The 21,757-nt window shown below is 36.5% G+C and carries 23 protein-coding genes; 21 read left to right on the top strand and 2 right to left on the bottom strand.

Annotated features, from left to right (window positions below; all coding sequences use genetic code 11):
- Positions 1-142 precede the first annotated feature (142 nt).
- From GZ212_RS11925 to GZ212_RS11915, 3 genes are read left to right on the top strand one after another with little or no spacing between them, the layout of a single operon-like run.
- A complete protein-coding gene (locus GZ212_RS11925; RefSeq protein ID WP_166960506.1) occupies positions 143-382 on the top strand; it encodes a hypothetical protein in 240 nt (79 codons plus the stop codon).
- Entirely contained in the window at positions 379-609 is a 231-nt protein-coding gene (locus GZ212_RS11920) for a contact-dependent growth inhibition system immunity protein (RefSeq protein ID WP_166960503.1), read from the top strand. Before GZ212_RS11925 ends, GZ212_RS11920 begins: the two co-directional genes overlap by 4 nt.
- Complete coding sequence (locus GZ212_RS11915) at positions 606-1,562, top strand: alpha/beta hydrolase (RefSeq protein ID WP_166960500.1); 957 nt, start codon at positions 606-608, stop codon at positions 1,560-1,562. The genes GZ212_RS11920 and GZ212_RS11915 overlap by 4 nt, the downstream gene beginning before the upstream one ends.
- Before the next feature lie 234 nt (positions 1,563-1,796).
- Here the strand turns inward: GZ212_RS11915 and GZ212_RS11910 are convergent, their stop codons facing one another.
- The gene (locus tag GZ212_RS11910) at positions 1,797-2,423 is read right to left on the bottom strand and encodes a LysE family translocator (RefSeq protein ID WP_166960497.1); all 627 of its coding nucleotides are present in this window, start codon (positions 2,421-2,423) and stop codon (positions 1,797-1,799) included.
- A gap of 108 nt (positions 2,424-2,531) precedes the next feature.
- Here GZ212_RS11910 and GZ212_RS11905 point away from each other — a divergent pair, with 108 nt between their 5' ends.
- The 12 genes from GZ212_RS11905 (at position 2,532) to GZ212_RS11850 (ending at position 13,434) form a co-directional block, all read left to right on the top strand.
- Positions 2,532-3,395, top strand: coding sequence for a LysR substrate-binding domain-containing protein (locus GZ212_RS11905; RefSeq protein ID WP_166960494.1), 864 nt, complete (start codon positions 2,532-2,534; stop codon positions 3,393-3,395).
- A 293-nt stretch (positions 3,396-3,688) separates the two neighbouring features.
- The gene (locus GZ212_RS11900) at positions 3,689-4,153 is read left to right on the top strand and encodes a GNAT family N-acetyltransferase (RefSeq protein ID WP_166960491.1); all 465 of its coding nucleotides are present in this window, start codon (positions 3,689-3,691) and stop codon (positions 4,151-4,153) included.
- 172 nt (positions 4,154-4,325) lie between these two features.
- The gene (locus tag GZ212_RS11895; RefSeq protein WP_206080437.1) at positions 4,326-5,363 is read left to right on the top strand and encodes a DUF1214 domain-containing protein; all 1,038 of its coding nucleotides are present in this window, start codon (positions 4,326-4,328) and stop codon (positions 5,361-5,363) included.
- Positions 5,364-5,414: 51 nt separating this feature from the next.
- The gene (locus GZ212_RS11890) at positions 5,415-6,242 is read left to right on the top strand and encodes a hypothetical protein (protein WP_166960488.1); all 828 of its coding nucleotides are present in this window, start codon (positions 5,415-5,417) and stop codon (positions 6,240-6,242) included.
- Positions 6,243-6,395: 153 nt separating this feature from the next.
- Positions 6,396-7,010 carry a hypothetical protein gene (locus GZ212_RS11885; RefSeq protein WP_166960485.1) on the top strand — a complete coding sequence of 205 codons (615 nt, stop codon included), beginning with the start codon at positions 6,396-6,398 and terminating at the stop codon, positions 7,008-7,010.
- A gap of 280 nt (positions 7,011-7,290) precedes the next feature.
- Positions 7,291-7,881 (top strand): hypothetical protein, encoded by a 591-nt coding sequence (locus GZ212_RS11880; RefSeq protein WP_166960482.1) that lies wholly within the window; start codon positions 7,291-7,293, stop codon positions 7,879-7,881.
- A 271-nt stretch (positions 7,882-8,152) separates the two neighbouring features.
- A complete protein-coding gene (locus tag GZ212_RS11875; protein ID WP_166960479.1) occupies positions 8,153-8,668 on the top strand; it encodes an SMI1/KNR4 family protein in 516 nt (171 codons plus the stop codon).
- A 108-nt stretch (positions 8,669-8,776) separates the two neighbouring features.
- Complete coding sequence (locus GZ212_RS11870; protein WP_166960476.1) at positions 8,777-9,343, top strand: hypothetical protein; 567 nt, start codon at positions 8,777-8,779, stop codon at positions 9,341-9,343.
- 311 nt (positions 9,344-9,654) lie between these two features.
- A complete protein-coding gene (locus GZ212_RS11865) occupies positions 9,655-10,116 on the top strand; it encodes a hypothetical protein (protein WP_166959957.1) in 462 nt (153 codons plus the stop codon).
- Between the two features lie 154 nt (positions 10,117-10,270).
- Entirely contained in the window at positions 10,271-10,786 is a 516-nt protein-coding gene (locus GZ212_RS11860) for a GNAT family N-acetyltransferase (RefSeq protein ID WP_166960473.1), read from the top strand.
- Positions 10,787-10,919: 133 nt separating this feature from the next.
- The gene (locus GZ212_RS11855) at positions 10,920-11,237 is read left to right on the top strand and encodes a GIY-YIG nuclease family protein (RefSeq protein WP_166960470.1); all 318 of its coding nucleotides are present in this window, start codon (positions 10,920-10,922) and stop codon (positions 11,235-11,237) included.
- 232 nt (positions 11,238-11,469) lie between these two features.
- Positions 11,470-13,434, top strand: a complete 1,965-nt coding sequence (locus GZ212_RS11850; protein ID WP_166960467.1) for a prolyl oligopeptidase family serine peptidase — start codon at positions 11,470-11,472, stop codon at positions 13,432-13,434.
- A gap of 100 nt (positions 13,435-13,534) precedes the next feature.
- Here GZ212_RS11850 and GZ212_RS11845 read toward each other — a convergent pair whose 3' ends face one another.
- The gene (locus GZ212_RS11845; RefSeq protein WP_053971750.1) at positions 13,535-14,212 is read right to left on the bottom strand and encodes a Crp/Fnr family transcriptional regulator; all 678 of its coding nucleotides are present in this window, start codon (positions 14,210-14,212) and stop codon (positions 13,535-13,537) included.
- 101 nt (positions 14,213-14,313) lie between these two features.
- Here GZ212_RS11845 and GZ212_RS11840 point away from each other — a divergent pair, with 101 nt between their 5' ends.
- The 6 genes from GZ212_RS11840 (at position 14,314) to ccoG (ending at position 21,743) form a co-directional block, all read left to right on the top strand.
- Positions 14,314-16,686 carry a heavy metal translocating P-type ATPase metal-binding domain-containing protein gene (locus GZ212_RS11840; RefSeq protein ID WP_166960464.1) on the top strand — a complete coding sequence of 791 codons (2,373 nt, stop codon included), beginning with the start codon at positions 14,314-14,316 and terminating at the stop codon, positions 16,684-16,686.
- Between the two features lie 79 nt (positions 16,687-16,765).
- Positions 16,766-16,960 (top strand): cbb3-type cytochrome oxidase assembly protein CcoS, encoded by a 195-nt coding sequence (gene ccoS / locus GZ212_RS11835; protein WP_053971748.1) that lies wholly within the window; start codon positions 16,766-16,768, stop codon positions 16,958-16,960.
- A gap of 2 nt (positions 16,961-16,962) precedes the next feature.
- Positions 16,963-19,158 carry a cytochrome-c oxidase, cbb3-type subunit I gene (gene ccoN, locus GZ212_RS11830; protein ID WP_053971747.1) on the top strand — a complete coding sequence of 732 codons (2,196 nt, stop codon included), beginning with the start codon at positions 16,963-16,965 and terminating at the stop codon, positions 19,156-19,158.
- Positions 19,159-19,164: 6 nt separating this feature from the next.
- Positions 19,165-19,350, top strand: coding sequence for a cytochrome c oxidase subunit IV (locus GZ212_RS11825; RefSeq protein WP_053971746.1), 186 nt, complete (start codon positions 19,165-19,167; stop codon positions 19,348-19,350).
- Entirely contained in the window at positions 19,347-20,312 is a 966-nt protein-coding gene (locus GZ212_RS11820; RefSeq protein ID WP_053971745.1) for a cbb3-type cytochrome c oxidase N-terminal domain-containing protein, read from the top strand. Before GZ212_RS11825 ends, GZ212_RS11820 begins: the two co-directional genes overlap by 4 nt.
- 6 nt (positions 20,313-20,318) lie before the next feature.
- Positions 20,319-21,743 carry a cytochrome c oxidase accessory protein CcoG gene (ccoG, locus tag GZ212_RS11815; protein WP_053971744.1) on the top strand — a complete coding sequence of 475 codons (1,425 nt, stop codon included), beginning with the start codon at positions 20,319-20,321 and terminating at the stop codon, positions 21,741-21,743.
- Positions 21,744-21,757 lie beyond the last annotated feature (14 nt).

Here is a 21,757-nt window from a genome sequence, read left to right as displayed (position 1 = left end):
GCTGTCATGCTGAACCAGGCTCCGTCCTTTACCAAAGAATCATCTAGGACCTAGTAAGCTAAAAAGGTAACCATACCCCTATAAATTTAGGAGTAAAAGACTATTTTAGTGGGTATGTAGCAAGTTGTACGCAAGCTGAAAAATGAAAACCAACTTTGAAATAGGAATGAAAGTCTCACTCGACGGAGAATTTGGAATTGTGGTTAAATCAGAACTTGATGAAAATGATTATTACGGAATGATTCGTTGGGATACTGCATCTGAATCAGATTTCGAAAGCTGGAATGGTTTGTTTGGTTCTTTTCTTCAACAAGGAGGTAAAATCATTGAGACATCTCATCAATTTGAATTTATTAACGAAGATGGAACTTTAAAAAAATGACCCAATCAATTGAACAGCTTGAAAATGATGTTTGGAAAGAACCTTCCGAGTTTCCGACAAGTTTGGTCGAAAAATGCCATCGTTATCTGAAAATAATCATTGGAGAATTGACTAACGAGCATTTAAGAATTTTAATTTCTCAAAATATCGGAATTGAACACATAATTGGAATTGCACTCGAGAAACTTAAAAGGAATATATCGACAACCTTTTTTATAAAATCATGATAAAAGGAAAAACTAGCAGGATTATTATTTTTATTGGACTACTATTACCTTTAGTTATTAGTGCTCAACACCAGCAAAAAGATTTTGAAGCATTTGAAATTCATTCATCAAAACATTGGCTTGATATAGATTACGTTGGTGATGGTCAAATTGGGCATAGACTGGATATTCATCTTCCAGACACAAAACTTGATAAATATCCCGTGGTTATAAGTATTTATGGCAGTGCATGGTTCAGTAATAATTTAAAAGGAGCCACCTACGCAGAAGGTATTGGACAAGAATTATTAAAAGCAGGATATGCAGTTGTTACAATTAATCACAGAGCTAGTTCTGATGCGAAATTCCCTGCTCAAATTCAAGATGTAAAAGCCGCTATTCGATTTGTACGGGCAAATGCTTTATCATTTTCATTAGACACAAGTTTTATTGGAATAACCGGTTGGTCATCGGGAGGACATCTTTCTGCTTTTACAGGCACAAGTAACAATATCACAACTTTTAAATATAATGGAAACACTATAGATATTGAAGGGAATATAGGCCATCACACCTCTTTCAGCAGTCATGTAGACGCCGTTGTTGATTGGTTTGGCCCAACAAACTTTCTTTTAATGGATGACTGTGGTAGCACAATGAACCATGATGATGAAAAATCACCAGAGTCATCATTGGTTGGAGGAGCAATTCAGTCCAATAAAGATAAATGTCATTTAGCTGACCCTATAACCTATATTAGTAAAAACACCCCACCCTTTCTTATTATACATGGTGACAAAGACCCTTTAGTTCCATTGTGTCAGAGTGAATATTTATTTGAAAAATTAAAAGAATCTAATATTGATAGTGAGTTTATGGTGGTTGAGGGAGGTGAACATGGACCTGGCGTATTAATTCCTGAATATTTGCAACAAATGATTTCATTTTTTGACAAAGTACGAATGGATAAATAAAAACCTGAGTTAAAAAACAGGGCTCCATTGCGGAGACTTACCACAACATCCCCTTAAAAAAGATGCTCAACCAAGCCCATCCTTTGCCATAGTATCATCGAGGACCCAGTAAGCTAAAAAGGTAATTATATACCACTACCACAAATCAAGCAATAAAAGACAATTATAGTAAAAAAAGAACACGTTAGCCACATTTATAAAACACCTGATTATTAATTAAATGGGACTAAAAATTTAAGTTTTAGCAAATGCTATTTTTATTCCCATAACTATAAAAACCAATCCACTAAATTTATTTAACCAACGTCCTGATTTAGGATTACTTTTTAACTTTTGACTGAAAACACTAGCGAATAATGTCAAAATTAAAAACCATACAATCCCTATTAAAGCATAAATAATTCCTAAAAACAAAAATGGAATTGGGTTGTTCATTTGATTTACATCAATAAATTGGGGGAAAAACGCCAAAAAGAATAATGCAACTTTAGGATTTAAAGTATTCGTCAAAAATCCAGCCCAAAAATCGTTTTTTGAATTTTCATTTAATTTTTTATTCTCAGTCGTGAAAAATCCCTCTTTGTTATTCAACTTTAAAAAACCTATATAAATTAGATAACCCGCTCCAATAAACTTGATGAAAGTAAATGCTAAAGTAGATTTTGCAACAAGTACAGATAACCCTAAAGCAGCAAAAAAAGTATGCGCCAAAACACCTGTATTTATTCCTAATGTAGCATAAAAACCAGACTTTTGTCCTTGACCAATTGACTTATTTAAAACAAAAAACGTGTCAATTCCAGGCGTCATAATGAAAAACAAAGCCGTTATCATAAATGGTATTAAATTTTCAATGCCCATGGTGTTTAATCTTTTAGATTTAATAAAATATTGTCAGCAAATAAACTGTTTTGAGATACTTCAAAAAATACATATTTTTGACTAACTAATGTAAAAACAGCATTACTTATGACAATCCAACAAATAAAATATTTTTTAGTCCTTGCCAAAGAGCTTCATTTCTGGAATACAGCAGAGAAAGTTTTCATATCGCAGTCGTCATTAAGTAGGCAAATCCAAGCGTTAGAAGACGAATTACAGATGCAACTTTTTGAAAGGGACAAAAGAAATGTCAAACTTACCAATGCAGGTAAATTTCTTCAAGAACATTGGACAGAGAAAATCAACGAGTTCGATCAAATAATAAGACACGCCAAAAAAATTGACGAAGGAAAAACAGGAACTATTGCAATAACTTATCCAGGCTCTATCGCTTATGAGTTTTTACCAAAATTCTTGACGGTTTTAAGCAACAATCTGCCTGATTTAAAAATAGAATTAACAGAACCCACAGACGAAAATCATGAAAAGCTTTTATTGAACTTTCAAACCGACATAGCATTTAGTAGAGACAAAATCAAAAATGTAAATATCGACTCTCAAAAACTTTATTCCGAACCTATATGTTTGGTCGTTCCTAAAAATCATAGACTAAATAAAAAAGACATGACTGGATTAGAGAACGAAAAGTTCATTATTTCGGGTTTGCACCAAACCACTTTTTTTGCTTCGTTATTAAGATCTTGGTTTTCGCAAAATGGCATCGAACCCAATACCATAATTGAATCAGATTTTGGAGGAATGATCATGAACCTCGTTTCAAAAGGACTTGGTATTTCAATCTTGCCATTATCGTTTCAATCTGCACAAATAGAAAATGTAAAGTTTATAGAATTGGAAGAAAATATAGATTTACACATTAACTGGCGCAAAAAGGAACTAAATAATACGATTAAAACCGTTGTTGAACTAGCTAAAAATGCGACAAAATAATAAAATCCACCCCCACTGCTTCGCGACATCGAAGATTCAGCGAAACTAACATATCCCCTTCCTAAACTATAACCATAGGGCTAACTACTCACTCCCCCGTCACTTCGAGTGATGTTGACGCCGGAAACATCGTATCGAGAAGTAACTATTCACTCCCGTCACCCTAAGCTTGTCAAAGGGTCCTCCACTCATTATCAATAACTTTTAATAACTCACAGTATGTTCTTATTCACCAATGGAAAAAACAACTAACTTTATACAAACCGTAACTAATTTAAAATCAATCTTATAAAATGAAATTCTTCAGACGTTCAATATTGTCGGAATCTGAAAAACTTGAAATTTTTGAGTTATGGAACAACGAATATCCTGAGAAATTATCTTATCAATCAAAGGAAGAATTTGACAAATACCTTGAAAACCTTAGAGAACAATCTCACTTACTCATAATCGACGCTAATCAAAAAATCAAAGGTTGGTATTTTGACTTTAAACGCGATAATGAAAAATGGTTTGCAATAATCTTGGACTCAAATATTCAAGGAAACGGACTTGGGACAAAAATATTAGAACTTGCAAAACAAAAAGAAAATGAATTAAATGGCTGGGTTATCGACCACAATAGAGATAAAAAGAAAAATGGAAAAGTTTATAACTCTCCCTTGAATTTTTATCTCAAAAACGGATTTGAAAAACTCGCAGCCAATAGATTGGAATTGGACAAAATATCTGCTGTGAAAATAAAATGGAAAAAATAAAAACAGCTTACAACAATAAATAATCACAATTAAAGCAGTACAACCAACCCCACCTTTCCCAAAGAATCATCTAGGACCCAGTAAGCTAAAAAGGTAATCACACGCCCATATTTAAAATATAAAACACTAATTTAGAAGAACATAACAAGTAGAAATCATTAAAAAGGGCGATATGAAAAAAGTATTATTTATAATTATAGCTATGTCTGTGCTAGCATGCAATCAAAACAAGAAATCAAATCAGGAAAAAACCAAAGCTGCAAATGTGCCAGCTATGGTTACACCGGCAACATTTATTCGAGCTGAAACAGATCGTGCCTTTATGGAAATGATCAATAATGCTGGACAAACCAACAAATTTTTCCACTTCCGACAACCAACACCATTAGTTAAGCAAACAGTCATACGAATGAATAGAGATGTACTTTACTCAGGAGGAGTATTTGATGCAAGCGAAGGATTGGATATTACATTTCCTGAAATGCCAGATGATCGATACGCCTCTATTTTCTTAATTGATAATGATCACTACGTCCAAGATTTGATTTACCAACCTGGTCAATACAAGATAGAAGGCAACACTGATTTTCTCTATATCATCATACGACTTCAAGTCTTCGATGCAGGCGATAATAAAGAAATTGCATTACTGAATGGTCTTCAAGATCAATTTATTGTAAAGTCTATCTCTAGCCAAGAGTTTCCCAAATTTCAATGGAATTTAGAATCATTAGATTCCTTAAGAGCGGTTTATAATGAGGAAAGTGCTAAATATTCAAGCTGGAAAGGTATGATGGGAAAAAGAGGTGAAGTAAATGAAGAGACAAGGCACATTGCTGCTGCGGCTGCTTGGGGCTTATTGCCTGAAGAAGCTGCTACCTATTTAAATTATAAGCCAAAAGAAATAAATGCTTCACACTGCTACACGGCCACTTATAAGGTCCCGGAGCATAAAGGGTTTTGGTCTATTACCGTTTATGGAGAAGACGGTTATATCAAAACAGAGAATTGCCTGTTGAATAATTCCAATGTTCAACTAAACGAAGATGGAACCTTCACCGTACATTATGGATCAAAAGATGTTTGTGGCGATGTTCCAAACCGTCTTGATGCGCCTGAAGGTTGGAATTTTTTATTTAGAGTTTACCTGCCTGGAGAAGAAGTTTTGAGTGGTGATTACTTGGTTCCCGAAGTTGAAAAATCAAATTAAGATGAAGTAATGATAATTTGATTTTTGACTGATTTGAAAGAATAGAAACGTTTGAAACAATATAAAACCACAATTACGACAGCACAACCAAGCCCCTCCTTCACCATAGAATTATCAAGTCTGGCAAAGCAAAAAGGCAATCAGATACTCACAAATCAAGTAATAAAAACCGTAATATTTAATAAAATGAACAAAGCAATTCCAACTAAAAAAGCTGATCATTACTTCTTTGCAGCTATGGCTATTTATTATTTAACGACAGCTTCACTTGGCTTTGGATACTCTTCAAAAAATATAATTTCCAATGGCGGTGAGATACCTTTAAGAGCTATAATACACGGTGCATTAGGAGGTATTTGGTATACGCTTTTTTTTCTTCAGGTTTTATTAATAGTCTTAAAAAAAAGAAAGCTACATATGAAGCTTGGTAACATTTCGGTACCAATAATCATCTTAATATTTATTACGGGAATATATGTGGTTTTATTGCGTGAGCCCCTACCCTTTGAGCCTACTCCATTTGCCTTTATGGGTAGTGAGTTGGCATTGATGCTAATGGGAGTAATTTATACAGTACTTGGTTATATCAACAGGTATAAACCGCATTACCATAAGCGATACTATCTAATGAGCATCATTATCTTAAGCGGAGCAGGTATTCTCCGGTTTTATAATTTTCTTGAAATTCAAATGTTCAATTCGCTAGTAGTAATCTACTTCATTCCTTTCTTATTGATATTTCTCTTTGACTTAATAATATATCGTAAACTTTTCAAAGCTACCTGGATTGGGTTTCTGATTTATATTTTATTTCAGTTTGTGTTAGCAGGTGTTTTTAATAATATAGCTGATTTTCTTAGACTACTACTAAAATCTTAATGTTTATCTAAAACTGAATTCTTGATTAATTAGTAAAACTATAGCCAACATAGAACCAAGGTAGAACAGATAACCATCTCCACAAAAGTCAAGAAATAAAACCCTATTTTGTAGGGATGTAACAAGTTGGCAACAATAAATACATCAACCGTTATGAATGAAAATAGACTCGCGGGAATATTATTGATAGTAGGCGCTTTGATAACAATAGTTACTATTTTATTTGAATATAACATTGGATGGATTGGTGTTGATAGAACAAGGAGTGAGACACCTCAATTCTTACTAGAAAACTGGAATAGAATGAAGTTTATCTGGTCGTGGCAAACATTTGGCTATTTTATTTCGACCTTGGTCTACTTTGTTTTCTTCAAAAATTCACAAGGAATATTAAGTCTCTTCTGGTCTATATTAATTCTTTGTGAATGCTTAAAAGTTGTAGCAATGTGTTTGACACTTGGAAGTTATCAACCAGCATTGGAGGTATTCTCTTCAAATCCAGAAGTATTTAATACGATTGGTGGTGGAATCAGAACACTATACGCAACTGCTCAATTGGGAGGACTATTTTTAATGGTTATTTTCATAATTGAAACATTCAAGAAAAATGGTGTTGTTCGCAAATGGATGGGAATAACAATATTGGCTTTCGTTTTAATTGCTATTGGTATAGGTGTAGCTACGACGATTCCTGTTAAAGTTACTGGAACTTCATCATTTTTGATTCCAATTGTTTTAGGTATAGGATACTTGAAAAATAAAAACTAATAGTTGACAACAAAGAAATTAGTTAAAAACCGAACCAACACCACCTTTACCTTAGTATCATCCAGAGCTTAATATGTCAAAAAAGCAATCACATCACCACAAATGAAGAATAAAAAGCTATTTTAGTAAGGATAGTCAATAATAGCTAATTAAAGCAAAAACATGAATAAGACATCCATATTCTCCATAATAGTTATTCTTTTTTTTATTCGGTTGTAAAAATAAATCAACAATTGAAGGGTTATGGATTGTTAAATCTGTAAAGGCAGGAGAAGAAGAAATGACCCCAAATGCAAGATGGACTCGTTTTAATTCCGATTTAACACAAGAATCGGGCAATGGAAGATTTCAACATTCATACGGGACTTGGAAGTTGAATAACAAATCAAATGAATTATCAATAGAAAACGTAAACGGATTAAAAGATTTAAATAATCCCTTTGTGATATCTATTAATGAAAATGAAATGATATGGGAGAGAACTGAAGAAGGTCAAAATATCCAAGTAACTTTAGAACGTTCATCTAAACTACCAGAAACTTACGGTGATAGAATTCTAGGGCTTTGGAAATTAGAAAAAGTAATAGGAAATGGTAATTATTTTGAGGAATCGGATAAAAAAGAAATGAACGATTATATATTCTTTAGATGGGATAAACGCTTTATTATAAAGTCTGAAAAAGGAAGAATAAATGGGGTTTATAATGTTCATGGACATAAACCTGAAGTTGAATTAATTCCATATGGAGGCCAAGTAGCAAGAGATTTTTGGGAGATCCAATTTGAGGAGAATCAGATAACTTTAAAACTCCTGAATTCTGAAAAGATAGTAACCAGGCAGTTTAAAAGAATTAATAAGTTTCCTGAGTAATAAAACTGTATCCTACCATATTTCACCCATTTACAGAATATTGGATCAAGCCTGTCTTGAGCCCAACGAAGGATTTCAGTATCTCACCACCAAACTGTCATGCTGAACTTGTTTCAGCATCTCATAAATAAGCTGTAACCCTCAACCGCCCCCCTACTTTTACATAGAATGATCCAGGTCTGGCATAGTAAAAAAGGTAACCACCTCCTCACAAATCAAGTAATAAAAACTATTTTAGTCAGGATAGAACCCGTTGTGGATAATTTGAAATATGATCACACTACTAAAAAAAATATCAGAGAAAGCCATTGAATTAGGTGATTTTGAGTTTACTCAAGAGCAGATTGAAAATAAATGGTTAGGTATCAAACCAGCCTTAGAAACTGATATAAAACTTACCGAAAAAAAGCTCAAAGTCAAACTACCAATAGATTATAAACAGTTTCTTTCAATTACAAATGGGTTTTCTGCACCAAACAATGTAGAACCTACTTTTGAACCGATTGAAAAAATTGACTTTTTGAAAAACATTGATGATTTTTTAGTAAAAGTTTGGAATCAAGAAGGAGTTTCAGATATAGGACAGCAATTAGAGCAAAGTATATTAGTAGGTGGAAGTATGGAAGAGCAATATTTTTTACTTATCCCTCCAAAAACAGATTTAGAAAATTGGAAATATTGGAAATTCTCTTCTTGGCAACCTGGCGAAGTAGAATTTAAGAATCTAGAACATTATTTCACTGATGTATTAGAATTTATGAATGATTGTATTGAAGAAAATAAATAAAAAAACGAATGCCTACAAGATCTGAAACAAAAACGTAATCATACCCCCACAAATCAAGGAATAAAAACTATTTTAGTAAGGATATAACACATTAATGGGCATTAAGAAATGACTATAGACATTAACCAACATAAGATTGCAATTAGTGATAAATACAACATATATGTCGACAACGAATTGACCTATAAGTCAAGAACAAAGCTTTTCCGATTCTTTTTATCCGAAATAATCCTAAGCAATTTTCAGGACAGACAAATAGCGACAATTGAAAGAAAATTTGACTGGTTAAAAGCCAAATATATTTTCTCAGGACATGATGTAGGTGACTGGACTTTTAGAACTATTAGAATTTGGAAAATGCACTATAAATGTCAAATTGGTAAGGACTCTTACGACATTTATGGACATAAAGGTCGAAAAGTATCAATCTTTAAAAACGACCAACAAATTGCTTGGTTTGACAAATCAGCTGTATCTTGGTTTGAAGGAGACAATTATCATTTAATTGCCAACGACAACTGCAACCCGATTTTACTAACAAGTTTTGTTCTCATTTGGGATAATTTCTTTAATAATGACTCGGAAAATAGTACAGTGACATATGACTTTGGAAATATTGGGCCAGAAGCCAGAAAATTTGACCGAAATTGGAGACCCAAAAAAGAAATGAACTAAAAAAAGCCCCCCTCTACCGCGCGATTCCATCGCGTGGTACACCCCTAGGCTAGCAAGAGCATCAAGCTCGTGTCCCACCCTCTGTCATCCGTCTTTACAATCAACCAAAAACCACCAACTAAACACCATCAACCATAACCTATAAACCAGCAACCAAAAACCAAAAAAATGACTATTTTAGCTATGCTATCCCTCTAGAGATAGAACGCCCTAATAAGCAACCAGAGCAACCAAGCCTGTTTAAATACCTGCCATCTCCCCAAGGTGTCGCGTACTAGAGCAGCAAACATGAACCATTAACCTACAATGATATGATAAGAAAATGCATTTTCTTCCTACTGGCCCTTTTGGCCTTTTCAGCTTCGGCACAGATTTCCTTTAACACCGGCAGTGTACAATTGGACACCGATTTAAACATGATCAACACAAGAGCCACGGCCAACTTTAGTGCCTTTAGAAGCGATCTAAGCCTGTCTTTTGGTGTGAGCGGCAAGAAAATTGACCACATGCACACAAGCCTGCACATGGCACCTGGAGAAATTTACTTGGCATTTGAGCTATCCAAACTCTCTAGAGTCTCTATTGACCGCGTGGTTACGGTGTATGAAACCAACAAAAAGAAAGGTTGGGGCGTCATCGCCAAAGAACTAGGCATCAAACCCGGTTCGCCTGAATTTCACCAATTAAAAAACAACGCCGGCAAAAACAAGAACAAAGGCAAAGGAAACAGTAAAAGCAAAGGAAACGGCAAAGGCAAGTCTAAAAAGAAGTAGCCACATAGGCCTAAGTTATTGGCTTTACAAAAGCCCAAGGTCGTCATAAGACTAAAGTGATAGTCATTTCTTTAGAAGTGTTTTTCTTCTGAAAATCTGTTCCAATTTACTACCTTGGGTACGGTTACGTGCGTGACCCCGCATAAAAACAGCCATGGCCTATAAAACCTTTGAAACCGAAAGACTCCTCCTAAGACCTACCAGTGTTAAGGATGCGGCTTTTATTTTAGAGCTTTTAAATACCCCCAAGTGGTTAAAGTACATAGGCGACCGCCACCTTAAAACAGAAGTGGATGCCGAAAGTTACATCCGTGTGAAAGTGCTGCCCCAACTAGAGCGTTTGGGCTTTTCAAACTACACCTTGATCAGGAAGCAAGACCGAAAGAAAATAGGCACCTGCGGACTTTACGCTCGGGAAGGCGTAGACGGCATTGATATTGGGTTTGCCTTTCTACCTGCCTATGAGAAAATGGGCTACGGTTTTGAAGCCGCCCATTGTATTAAGGAAGCCGCCTTTACCCATTTTGGCATAGAAACCCTCAGAGGATTTACCACCAAAGACAATGTGTCCTCCCAAAACCTGTTAATTAAACTCGGGTTGAAACGGATAGGCACCACCTTTCTTCCTAATGATGACACCGAGTTGTTGCTGTTTGAAATAACCAGATAGGAACGTCTTGACGACATTTAGATTCTGAAATCGAAGATAACACGTTCAGGATGACAAGGGATGGGGTTCAATAAACGAACTGTCATGCTGAATTTATTTCAGCATCTTATCACAAAATCACTATTTTTAATACATGATGAGACGCGCCTATCACAACTACTGGGTTTACATTCTTACAAACAAACCAAGAGGCGTCTTATACATTGGCATTACAGGAGGTATAGATGATAGAATGGAACGACATCTTAGTTCTAATAGTGGTTTTACATCTAGATATAAATTAAGGAAAATGGTATATTATGAAGAGTTTCAATACGTTTATGACGCTATAAAGAGAGAAAAGCAGTTAAAAAATTGGCACAGGGATTGGAAGATTAATCTTATTGAAAACCTTAATCCAGAATGGAAGGACCTGTATCGACCATTAGATCCTGAAACAAGTTCAGGATGACAAGGGATGGGGTTCAGAATGACAAGGGCTGGGGTTCACGGTGACAAGGGCTGGGGTTCTGGATAACAGCCTTAAATTTCAGTTGGAATTGCGCTGTAAATTATTTTCCCAGACAATCAGGGTTGCGGCTTTCAGGAGAATTAAAACCTTTATATACTTTTCTGCCTCATTATAAGGGTGTTATGTAAAGTTTGATTATATTTATTGCTTATAATCAATCAAATACGATATCATGAAGCAATCCATCCTCCTTATTTTTGTACTTATACTTGTATCCTGCAAGAACGAAAACCAAACCAAAGAAACCGAAACAGCCCAAAGAGAAATCCCACAATATACTATTGAACAGTTTATGGATAACGAGTCCGTAGGCGGTGGTAGCTTTTCTCATGATAATTCCAAATTACTCATTAGTAGTAACAAGTCAGGCATCTACAATGCATACACTGTTTCTACCCAAGGAGGGGACTACACGCCCATAACCGCTTCAGACAGCACATCATACTTTGCCCAGTCTTTTTTTCCTAGTGATGACCGCATGTTGCTTTCAGCCGATGGCAATGGCGATGAAATAGATCATATTTACCTAAGAGATACCACAGGGACCCTGACAGATCTTACCCCAGAGAAAGAGGCTAAATCCCAATTCCTAGATTGGACAGAAGATAAACAAGGGTTTTATTATTTATCAAACAAACGAGACCCCAAGTATTTTGATGTGTATAAAATGGGTATCAACACTTTTAAACCTAGCTTGATCTACCAGAATAATGACGGTATGAACTTTAGTGCCATTTCTGGTGACGAGCAATATATTGCATTGAGTCAATCATTAAACACCAACGATAGCGACCTGTATCTCTACAACATGCAAACCAAGGAATCTACTAAGATCAATGACCAGCTTAGTGCGAATTCAGCCCAAGGGTTTTCCAAAGACAATACAACCCTATACTACACCACCGATGATGGTCAGGAATTTTCTTATTTGATGGCTTATGACCTCAGCACCAAAGAAAAATCAATCGTTGTACAAAAGGATTGGGATGTTATGGGTGCAGGTTTTACTGAAAATGGCACCTATATGGTTGTCTATGTAAATGAGGATGGAAAAAATGCCGTAGAAGTAACAGAAACAGCTACCAAACAACCACTAGACTTACCAGATTTTGGTCAAATGAGTATTACCAGTGTGAGTTTTAGCGATGATGAAAAATGGATGCGCTTGTATGTGGGCGGGTCTAACACCCCTTCTGATTTGTATACTTACAACATTGAAAACAAGGCATTACACAGGATTACCAATGTTCTAAACAAAGACATTAATATCGATGATTTGGTCACAGCACAAGTGGTGCGTTACAAATCCTTTGACGGCACCGTGATACCAGCCATTTATTACCTGCCACATCAAGCTTCAAAAGACCATAAAGTACCTGCCATGGTTTGGGTACATGGTGGTCCCGGCGGACAAACAAGACAAAGTTACTTCTCCTTGCTCCAATACATGGTAAATCATGGGTATGCTGTTCTGGCGCTAAACAATCGTGGTAGTAGTGGTTATGGTAAAACCTTCTATAAGATGGATGACTTAAACCACGGCGAAAAAGATTTGCAAGATTGTGTTGAAGGGAAAAATTGGCTTCAAACCCAACCAGAAATTGATGCAGATAAAATAGGAATCATAGGTGGCTCTTACGGTGGCTACATGACTATGGCAGCCCTAACCTACACCCCCGAAGAGTTTAATGTAGGCGTTAATCTGTTTGGGGTAACCAACTGGATGAGAACCCTCAAAAGTATTCCCCCTTATTGGGAATCCTTCCGTAAATCATTGTATTTGGAATTAGGGGATCCCTACAGTGCCGATTCGGTTAGATTAAAACGGATCTCTCCCCTTTTCCACACCGATAAAGTTACCAAACCGCTTATGGTTTTACAGGGTGCACAAGACCCAAGGGTACTGCAAGTGGAAAGTGATGAAATTGTTGCTGGGGTAAGGGAAAATGGCGTGCCCGTAGAATATGTATTGTTTGAAGATGAAGGCCATGGCTTTGTGAAAAAAGAAAATCAAATAAAGGCCTATAGTAAAGTGGTAGACTTTCTTGATGAATACCTTAAAAATCCAACCAAAAAAATGGATGGAGAATTACCACAAGCTGATATGGAGGCGGTTGATGACGTTAGTAGTCAGTAAACAGTAGGCAGTAGGCAGCAAAGTTTGTAGTTAAAATGAAAAGTTCATCCTGAAATCGAAGATTCAAAAAAATTAAGCGAGTTCAGGATGACAATGGCCGCTATTCTACGCGTCTTAATCCGTTGACGTCTTCAATAATGATTTGTTTCCCTTTGGTACTAATAAGTCCTTCCTTCTTAAATTGAGACAGGATTCTAATAGCCGATTCCGTGGCTGTCCCCACAATATTAGCATAATCCTCTCTTGAAAGAATCACGCTTAAGGCTTCGTTTTCTTCAGTTCCAAAGGTTTCATAAATCTGAACCAAGGCTTCTGCCATTCTTTGCTTGACACTCTTTTGAGCCATGTCTACAATAATATTATCTGACAATTTAAGTTCATCAGCCATCTTTTGCAGCATAGTCATTGAAAAGTTATTGTTCTTTTGAAGGTCGTCCAGAATCTCACTTTTAGGAATAAAGCAAACTTCCATATCATTGATAGCCACAGCACTTAGATTGGCCGACTCATCACCAATCAAGGACCGTTGCCCCATAATGTCCCCTCGAGCTACCAATTTAACTATTTGGTCTTTACCGTTGGAACTCAATTTGGAAAGCTTACAAATACCTTCCCTAATACAGAATATACCGTTAAGAATTTCTCCTTCTTCAAAAATAATCTCCCCTTTTTTGATGGTTCTAGATTCCTTACAACCAGAGATCCTAATCAGTTCATCTTTGGTTAAGGCTTTTAAAGAATTAAATTGCTTGACGATGCATTGTTCACATTTACTCATATCTTCGAAATCTACCGTAAAATTAGTGAAAAGCTGACAATTATCATATTTTTTTAATATCTTAAAACAGACTTTTGTCTTAGGTAAATTGAGCAAGTTTTATGGAACAAACAAACTGTTTCCACTGTGGTGATCCATGTAAAAACGAGAGTATCACTTTTGACGAAAAATCTTTTTGTTGTAACGGTTGTAAAACCGTCTATGAGATTTTCCATGAAAATGATCTCACTTGCTACTACGATTTACAACAAGCCCCAGGTGCTACACCCAAAGAAATTGAAGGCAAATATAACTTCTTAGAACAAGAAGCCATCATAGATAAGTTACTGGAATTCAATGACGGGCAAACTCAAATAGTGACACTCAAAATTCCACACATCCATTGCAGCTCCTGTATTTGGATATTAGAAAACCTCAATAAATTAAATCCAAACATTACGGCTTCACAAGTTAATTTTGGGCAAAAAACAGTACGAGCCACCTATAAAACAACCGCTTTTTCCTTAAAAGAATTGGTTTTGCTTCTAAGTAGTATTGGCTATGAGCCCTATATTTCTCTTGAAGATTACAATACCGGAAAAAACAAGGTAAACCGCAGTCTCATTTATAAACTAGGTGTAGCTGGATTTGCCTTTGGGAATGTCATGTTCCTCTCCTTTCCTGAGTATTTTGAGGTTAATGAGTTTTGGCTAGATCAATATAAAGGCTTATTCCGATGGCTGATGTTTGCCTACTCCCTACCAGTAGTTTTCTATGCCGGTAGAGATTATTTTATTTCCGCATTTAAAGGACTACGTTCCAAAATACTCAATATTGATGTTCCCATTGCCCTAGGTATTTTGGTACTCTTCGTTAGAAGTACCATTGAAATCATGTTTGATTTGGGCGCTGGCTTTTTTGATAGTTTGACAGGCTTGGTATTCTTTTTATTACTGGGACGGTTCTTCCAACAAAAGACCTATGCGTACCTCTCCTTTGAGCGTGACTACAAATCCTATTTTCCCATTGCGGTTACCAAACTGGATCAAGGCAAAGAATCACCCATCCAAGTTTATGACATACAACAAGGTGATAGGCTTTTGATAAGAAATGAGGAGTTGATTCCGGTAGATGCCATTCTTATAAATGGGAATGCCAATGTGGATTACAGTTTTGTTACTGGCGAATCTGAATCTGTTCACAAAGTCTCAGGAGACAAACTGTTTGCTGGAGGCAAACAAACGTCTGGTGTTATAGAGGTTGAGGCTTTAAAATCTGTCGAGCAAAGTTATCTCACTCAATTATGGAGTAATGATGTCTTTAACAAAAATAAGGAAGATGCCTTTACAACTTTAACCAACACTATAAGCAAGCGCTTTACCATTGCCGTATTAAGTATTGCTTTTTTGGCCACCAGCTATTGGATGATCGTGGATATGTCTAAAGCTATGAATGTCTTCACGGCCGTACTTATAATTGCCTGTCCTTGCGCCATAGCCTTAGCAGCCCCTTTTACATTGGGTAATTTGCTACGTATTTTTGGCAAGTTGAAATTTTATCTAAAGAACGCCTCGGTTATTGAGCAATTGGCGCAGATCAACACCATTATTTTTGATAAAACAGGAACCATCACTGCCAATAAAAAAAGTACTGCCAATTATGAAGGCATTCAACTTTCAAGAGAAGAAGAAGCACTTTTAAAGAGTTCGCTTAGGGGTTCTAACCACCCTTTGAGTCGCTCTTTGTACCAACTACTGGCCGAACACCAAATTGTGCCTTTAACCAATTTTGAAGAACACTTGGGAAAAGGGATTGTAGCTGCGGATGGTTCAAACACAATCAAAATAGGATCACCTGCTTTTGTAGGACAAGTATCTGCCCTACCTGAATTGAGTACTTCAGTCCACATAAGCAGTAACGACCAATATAAAGGAAAATATACTTTTTACAATTCGTACCGACCAGGGTTGTCTAAGTTATTCAACAAATTAAAAAGGACATTTGATTTGGTTATTTTATCAGGTGATAATGAAGGTGAAGCAGAAAACCTAAAAAAATTACTACCTACCAAAACCAAACTGATTTTTAACCAAAAGCCCCAGGATAAACTAGAATACATCAAATACCATCAAAGTGAAGGTGCTAAAGTACTTATGGTAGGAGATGGATTGAATGATGCGGGTGCCTTAGCCCAAAGCGAAGTGGGTATTGCTATTTCAGAAGACATCAATGTCTTCTCCCCTGCCTGTGATGCTATTTTGGATGCTGGTAAATTTAACCAGCTCAACGACTACATTATGGCTTCCAAGTCGGCCATAAAAATCATTAAGTGGAGTTTTATTTTTTCCTTCATATATAATGTTATCGGACTTTATTTTGCCGTTACTGGCCAACTAAAACCCGTGATCGCTGCCATATTAATGCCTTTGAGTTCCATAAGCATTGTCATTTTTACTACGGTAGCAACCAATTATTTAGGACGAAAATTAAAATGATAAAAAATAGAAATCATGATAAAAATCATGTTTTAAAACTTGGAGCCATTATAAATTTGAACTAAACTCTTAATTAGGTATGAGCGTTATTTATATTCTACTCACTATTAGTGTGATTGTAGCAATAATATTCTTTATTGCCTTTATCACAGCCGTCAGGAGCGGACAGTACGACGACAGTTACACGCCGTCTGTTAGAATGCTCTTTGAAGACGAATTGGTTAAAACCAAGTCAAAAAATAAATCATCAAACCACAATCCAACTACTAATTAATTATGGAAATTCAACAGTTCTATTATGACAACAAAATTGTCAAAAAGTTTTTGATCGCCACCATGGTTTGGGGCGTAGTGGGCATGTTGGTAGGGTTACTCCTTGCCTTTATGTTTCTATTTCCCACCCTTACAGAGGGAATCCCTTGGTTAAGTTTTGGTCGTTTAAGACCCTTGCATACCAACGCTGTCATCTTTGCCTTTGTAGGTAATGCCATTTATGCTGGTGTTTATTATTCCTCTCAAAGGTTGCTTAAAGCTAGGATGTACAGTGATCTTTTAAGTAATGTTAATTTTTGGGGGTGGCAATTAATTATTGTTGCTGCCGCTATTTCTCTACCATTGGGATTAACCACCTCTAAAGAATATGCCGAATTGGAATGGCCTATTGATATTGCCATCGCCTTGATTTGGGTTGCCTTTGGATGGAACCTCATCGGTACCATTTTAAAACGTCGTCAACGTCATATGTATGTAGCAATTTGGTTCTATTTAGCCACTTTTGTTACGGTTGCTGTACTTCATATTTTCAACAGTTTGGAATTGCCTGTAAGTGGCATGAAAAGCTACTCGGTATATGCCGGAGTTCAGGATGCCTTGGTTCAATGGTGGTACGGACATAATGCCGTAGCATTCTTTTTAACTACACCATTCCTTGGGTTGATGTACTATTTTGTGCCTAAGGCGGCAGACAGACCCATCTATTCCTATAGATTATCTATTGTACACTTTTGGTCTTTGATCTTTATTTATATCTGGGCAGGACCACACCACTTATTATATACTGCGCTTCCAGAATGGGCGCAAAATTTAGGAACCACTTTCTCTATCATGTTATTAATGCCTTCTTGGGGAGGTATGATTAATGGTCTATTGACTTTAAGAGGCGCCTGGGACAAAGTGCGTGTTGACCCTGTATTGAAGTTTATGGTTGTGGCCATTACTGGTTATGGTATGGCTACTTTTGAAGGACCTACCCTATCTATAAAAACGGTTAATGCCATTGCTCACTTTACTGACTGGATTATAGCCCACGTACACGTTGGTGCCTTGGCTTGGAACGGATTTTTAGCCTTTGGTATGATTTACTGGCTGATACCTAGATTGTTCAAAACAACCTTATTCTCAATCAAGCTTGCTAACCTCCATTTTTGGATAGGCACTTTAGGAATTGTTTTATACGCCTTACCTATGTATGTAGCTGGATTTACTCAAGCTACGATGTGGAAGCAATTCAATCCAGATGGAACCTTACTATATGGAAACTTTTTAGAAACTGTATTTGAGATTATCCCAATGTATTGGATGCGTGCCATAGGTGGTTCCTTGTACATCTTCGGAATGTTTATCCTTGCCTACAACATCATCATGACCATGAAACAAGGGTCTTCAGTAACCGATGAGTTGGCAGAAGCTCCTGCTTTACAGCGTGTATCTAAAAGAAGAATTGCTGGTGAAAGCTTCCATACTTGGTTGGAAAGAAAACCTATTCAGTTAACCATTTTAGCTACAATCACCATTCTTATTGGTGGGGTGATTCAAATTGTACCGACCATTATGGTCAAATCAAACATACCCACCATTTCAACAGTCAAACCATACACCCCACTAGAATTGGAAGGTAGAGACATCTATATTAGAGAAGGTTGTGTGGGATGTCACTCCCAAATGGTGCGTCCTTTTAGAAGTGAGGTAGAACGTTACGGAGAATATTCAAAAGCTGGTGAATATGTTTATGATCACCCATTCCTATGGGGAAGTAAACGTACTGGTCCTGACTTACATCGTGTGGGTGGTAAATACTCAGACAACTGGCACTTAAACCATATGTATGACCCTACCAGTACATCTTCTGGTTCTATTATGACACCTTATCCATGGTTGATTAAAAATGAATTGGACAAATCACAAACGGAAGCCAAAATGAGAACCATGGTGAAATTAGGCGTGCCTTATACAGATGAAGACATTGCCAAAGCACAAGAAAACATGCTAGCTCAAGGAACCAAAATTGAGGAAAACCTCTACACCGATCCTGATTTTGCAGAAACCTATGAAGCCGATAAGAAAAGTGGCGGTAGTGATTTTGTAGAAATGAGAAACCGTGAAATTGTAGCTTTGATTGCTTATCTACAACGCCTTGGAACCGATATTAAGGTTCAAGAATTAGAACAAGAACTTGGTGCTACTCAAAACTAATCAACCATGCTAAAATTTGTAAAAAATCACTTAGAAAGTATCACTGGGATAGAAATCTATCCCATGATATCGCTCCTCATATTCTTTTTATTTTTTGTTATCCTCTTTTGGTGGGTTATAACCGCAAAAAAAGAATACATCAATACCGTAAGCCAATTACCATTAGATAACCAACAAAACGCAGAATTATGAGACGACAAATTCCAGGCTGGATCCGAGTACCGGTCATCTTCTTTGCTATTGCAGCCTTAGCTGAGTATTTTATAGATTCTGGAAACGAACCGGCATTTATTAAATTCCCAATGGTGGCCCTATTCTTGGTTTTGGTATTAATGTTCCTGATAGGAATAGAGGCTATTGTAAGTTCCCTAGAGAATATACTTTTTCAAAGTTTGGACGAGAAATCCAAAGAAACCTATTTGGCTGAAGCCAAAAAGCCTTCTAAATTGATAGGTTGGATTCAAAATATTTATAAAAAATCCTTAGACCAAAAACCAATTGAGGAAGAACATGAAATTATTTTAGATCACAATTATGATGGCATTAAAGAGCTTGATAACTCCCTGCCACCATGGTGGTTGTATAGCTTCTACGCCTCTATCATTTTTGCCGCTATCTATTTATTGAGATACCATGTATTTAATGGTGCCAATCAATTTGAAGAATTGGAACAAGAATATGCTGAAGCCCAAATATCTATTGAAGAGTACAAAAAAACGGCAAAAGATTTGGTTGATTTCAATACTGTAGAAATATTGACTGATGCCTCAGACCTAAATGCTGGAAAAGTTATATTTCAAGAAAACTGTGTAGCATGTCACAAAGCTGATGGTGGTGGTGGTATTGGACCAAATTTGACCGATGAATATTGGATCTTAGGCGGCGGTATTAAAAATGTATTCCATACCATATCAGAAGGTGGACGTGCCGGAAAAGGAATGGTTGCCTGGAAGCAAAGTTTAAAGCCATCAGAAATGGCACAAGTTGCCAGTTATGTACTGTCTTTACAAGGTACCACTCCAGCTGAACCAAAAGAACCGCAAGGTGATATTTGGACCACGGATGAGGTAAATGTAGAAGATGTGGAAGTACCTGCAACGATTGAAGAACAAGTTATAAAAGTAGATTCTACTGATATATTACTTAGAGAATAACACAAGATGGAAGCTCCAGAAAACGAAAACTTTAGAGATTCAATTGGTACCATCAATGATGAAGGTAAGCGTGCTTGGGTATATCCCAAAAAGCCAAGTGGAAGGTTTTACGACAAACGTAAAATAGTAAGCTACTTCCTATTAGCCTTTTTGTTTGCTGCGCCCTTTATTAAAATAAATGGCAACCAATTTCTCATGTTCAATGTTCTGGAGCGCCGCTTTAACATTTTCGGATTTCCATTTTGGCCACAAGATTTTCATCTATTTGTTATTTCGATGATTATCGGTGTGGTTTTCATTACCCTTTTTACTGTTGGTTTTGGAAGGATTTTCTGCGGATGGATTTGTCCGCAAACCATCTTTATGGAGATGGTTTTCCGAAGAATCGAATACTGGATTGACGGAGATAGGAACAAGCAGCGTAAGCTGGACAACCAGCCTTGGAATGCTGAAAAGATTAGAAAAAGACTCTTAAAGTGGTTTATTTTTCTCATCATTTCCTTTTTGATTGCGAACATCTTTTTAGCCTATTTGATAGGAAGCGATGAATTGATTAGTGACATTACGGATGGGCCAGCAGAGCATTTAGGCACTCTTTTCCCACTATTAATTTTTACTGCTGTTTTCTATTTTATTTTCGCATGGTTTAGAGAACAAGTATGTATCATTGCTTGTCCCTACGGACGCTTACAAGGTGTACTCTTGGATAACAAATCCATTGTAGTAGCCTATGACCATAAACGAGGAGAAGGTGAAAACGGACGTAAAAAGTTCAGAAAGAATGAAGATCGCGAAGCCTTGGGACATGGTGATTGTATTGACTGTCTTCAATGTGTGCATGTATGTCCTACAGGTATAGACATCAGGAATGGAACACAGTTGGAATGTGTTAATTGTACCGCCTGTATTGATGAGTGCGATCATATTATGGAAAGCATCAATCTGCCCAAAGGACTTATTAGGTATGCTAGTGAAGATGAAATAGAGAAAAAGGAAAAGTTCAAGCTTACAGCTAGAATGAAAGGCTACATCGCCGTTCTGACCATTTTGACTGGAGTGCTTGCCGGAATGTTATTATTACGAAGTGATTTAGATGCTCGAATTTTGAGATTACCAGGGCAACTATATGAACATAAGGAAGGAAACATTATAAGTAATGTATTCACCTATAAAATCATCAACAAAACTTCTCATGAGTATAACCATGTAACGTTTAGACTTAGGGGTGTTGAAGGTGAAATCAAACTGGTTTCTACAGAAGATGTCATTCATGTCCCAGAGCAAGGACTAGCTGAAGGAACCATATTTATAGAAATTGATAAAGCTAATTTGGAGGACGATAAAGTAAAACTGACAATTGATGTTTACAGCAAAGAAAAGCTGATTGAAACTACCAGTGTCAACTTTTTAGGCCCAAGAAGTTATAATTAAACATAAACCTCGTA

The sequence above is a fragment of the Mangrovimonas sp. CR14 genome, from assembly GCF_011764015.1.
Classification (GTDB): Bacteria; Bacteroidota; Bacteroidia; order Flavobacteriales; family Flavobacteriaceae; genus Mangrovimonas; species Mangrovimonas futianensis.
Note: the sequence above shows the minus strand (reverse complement) of the source record. Positions and strands in the feature narration are given on the sequence as shown.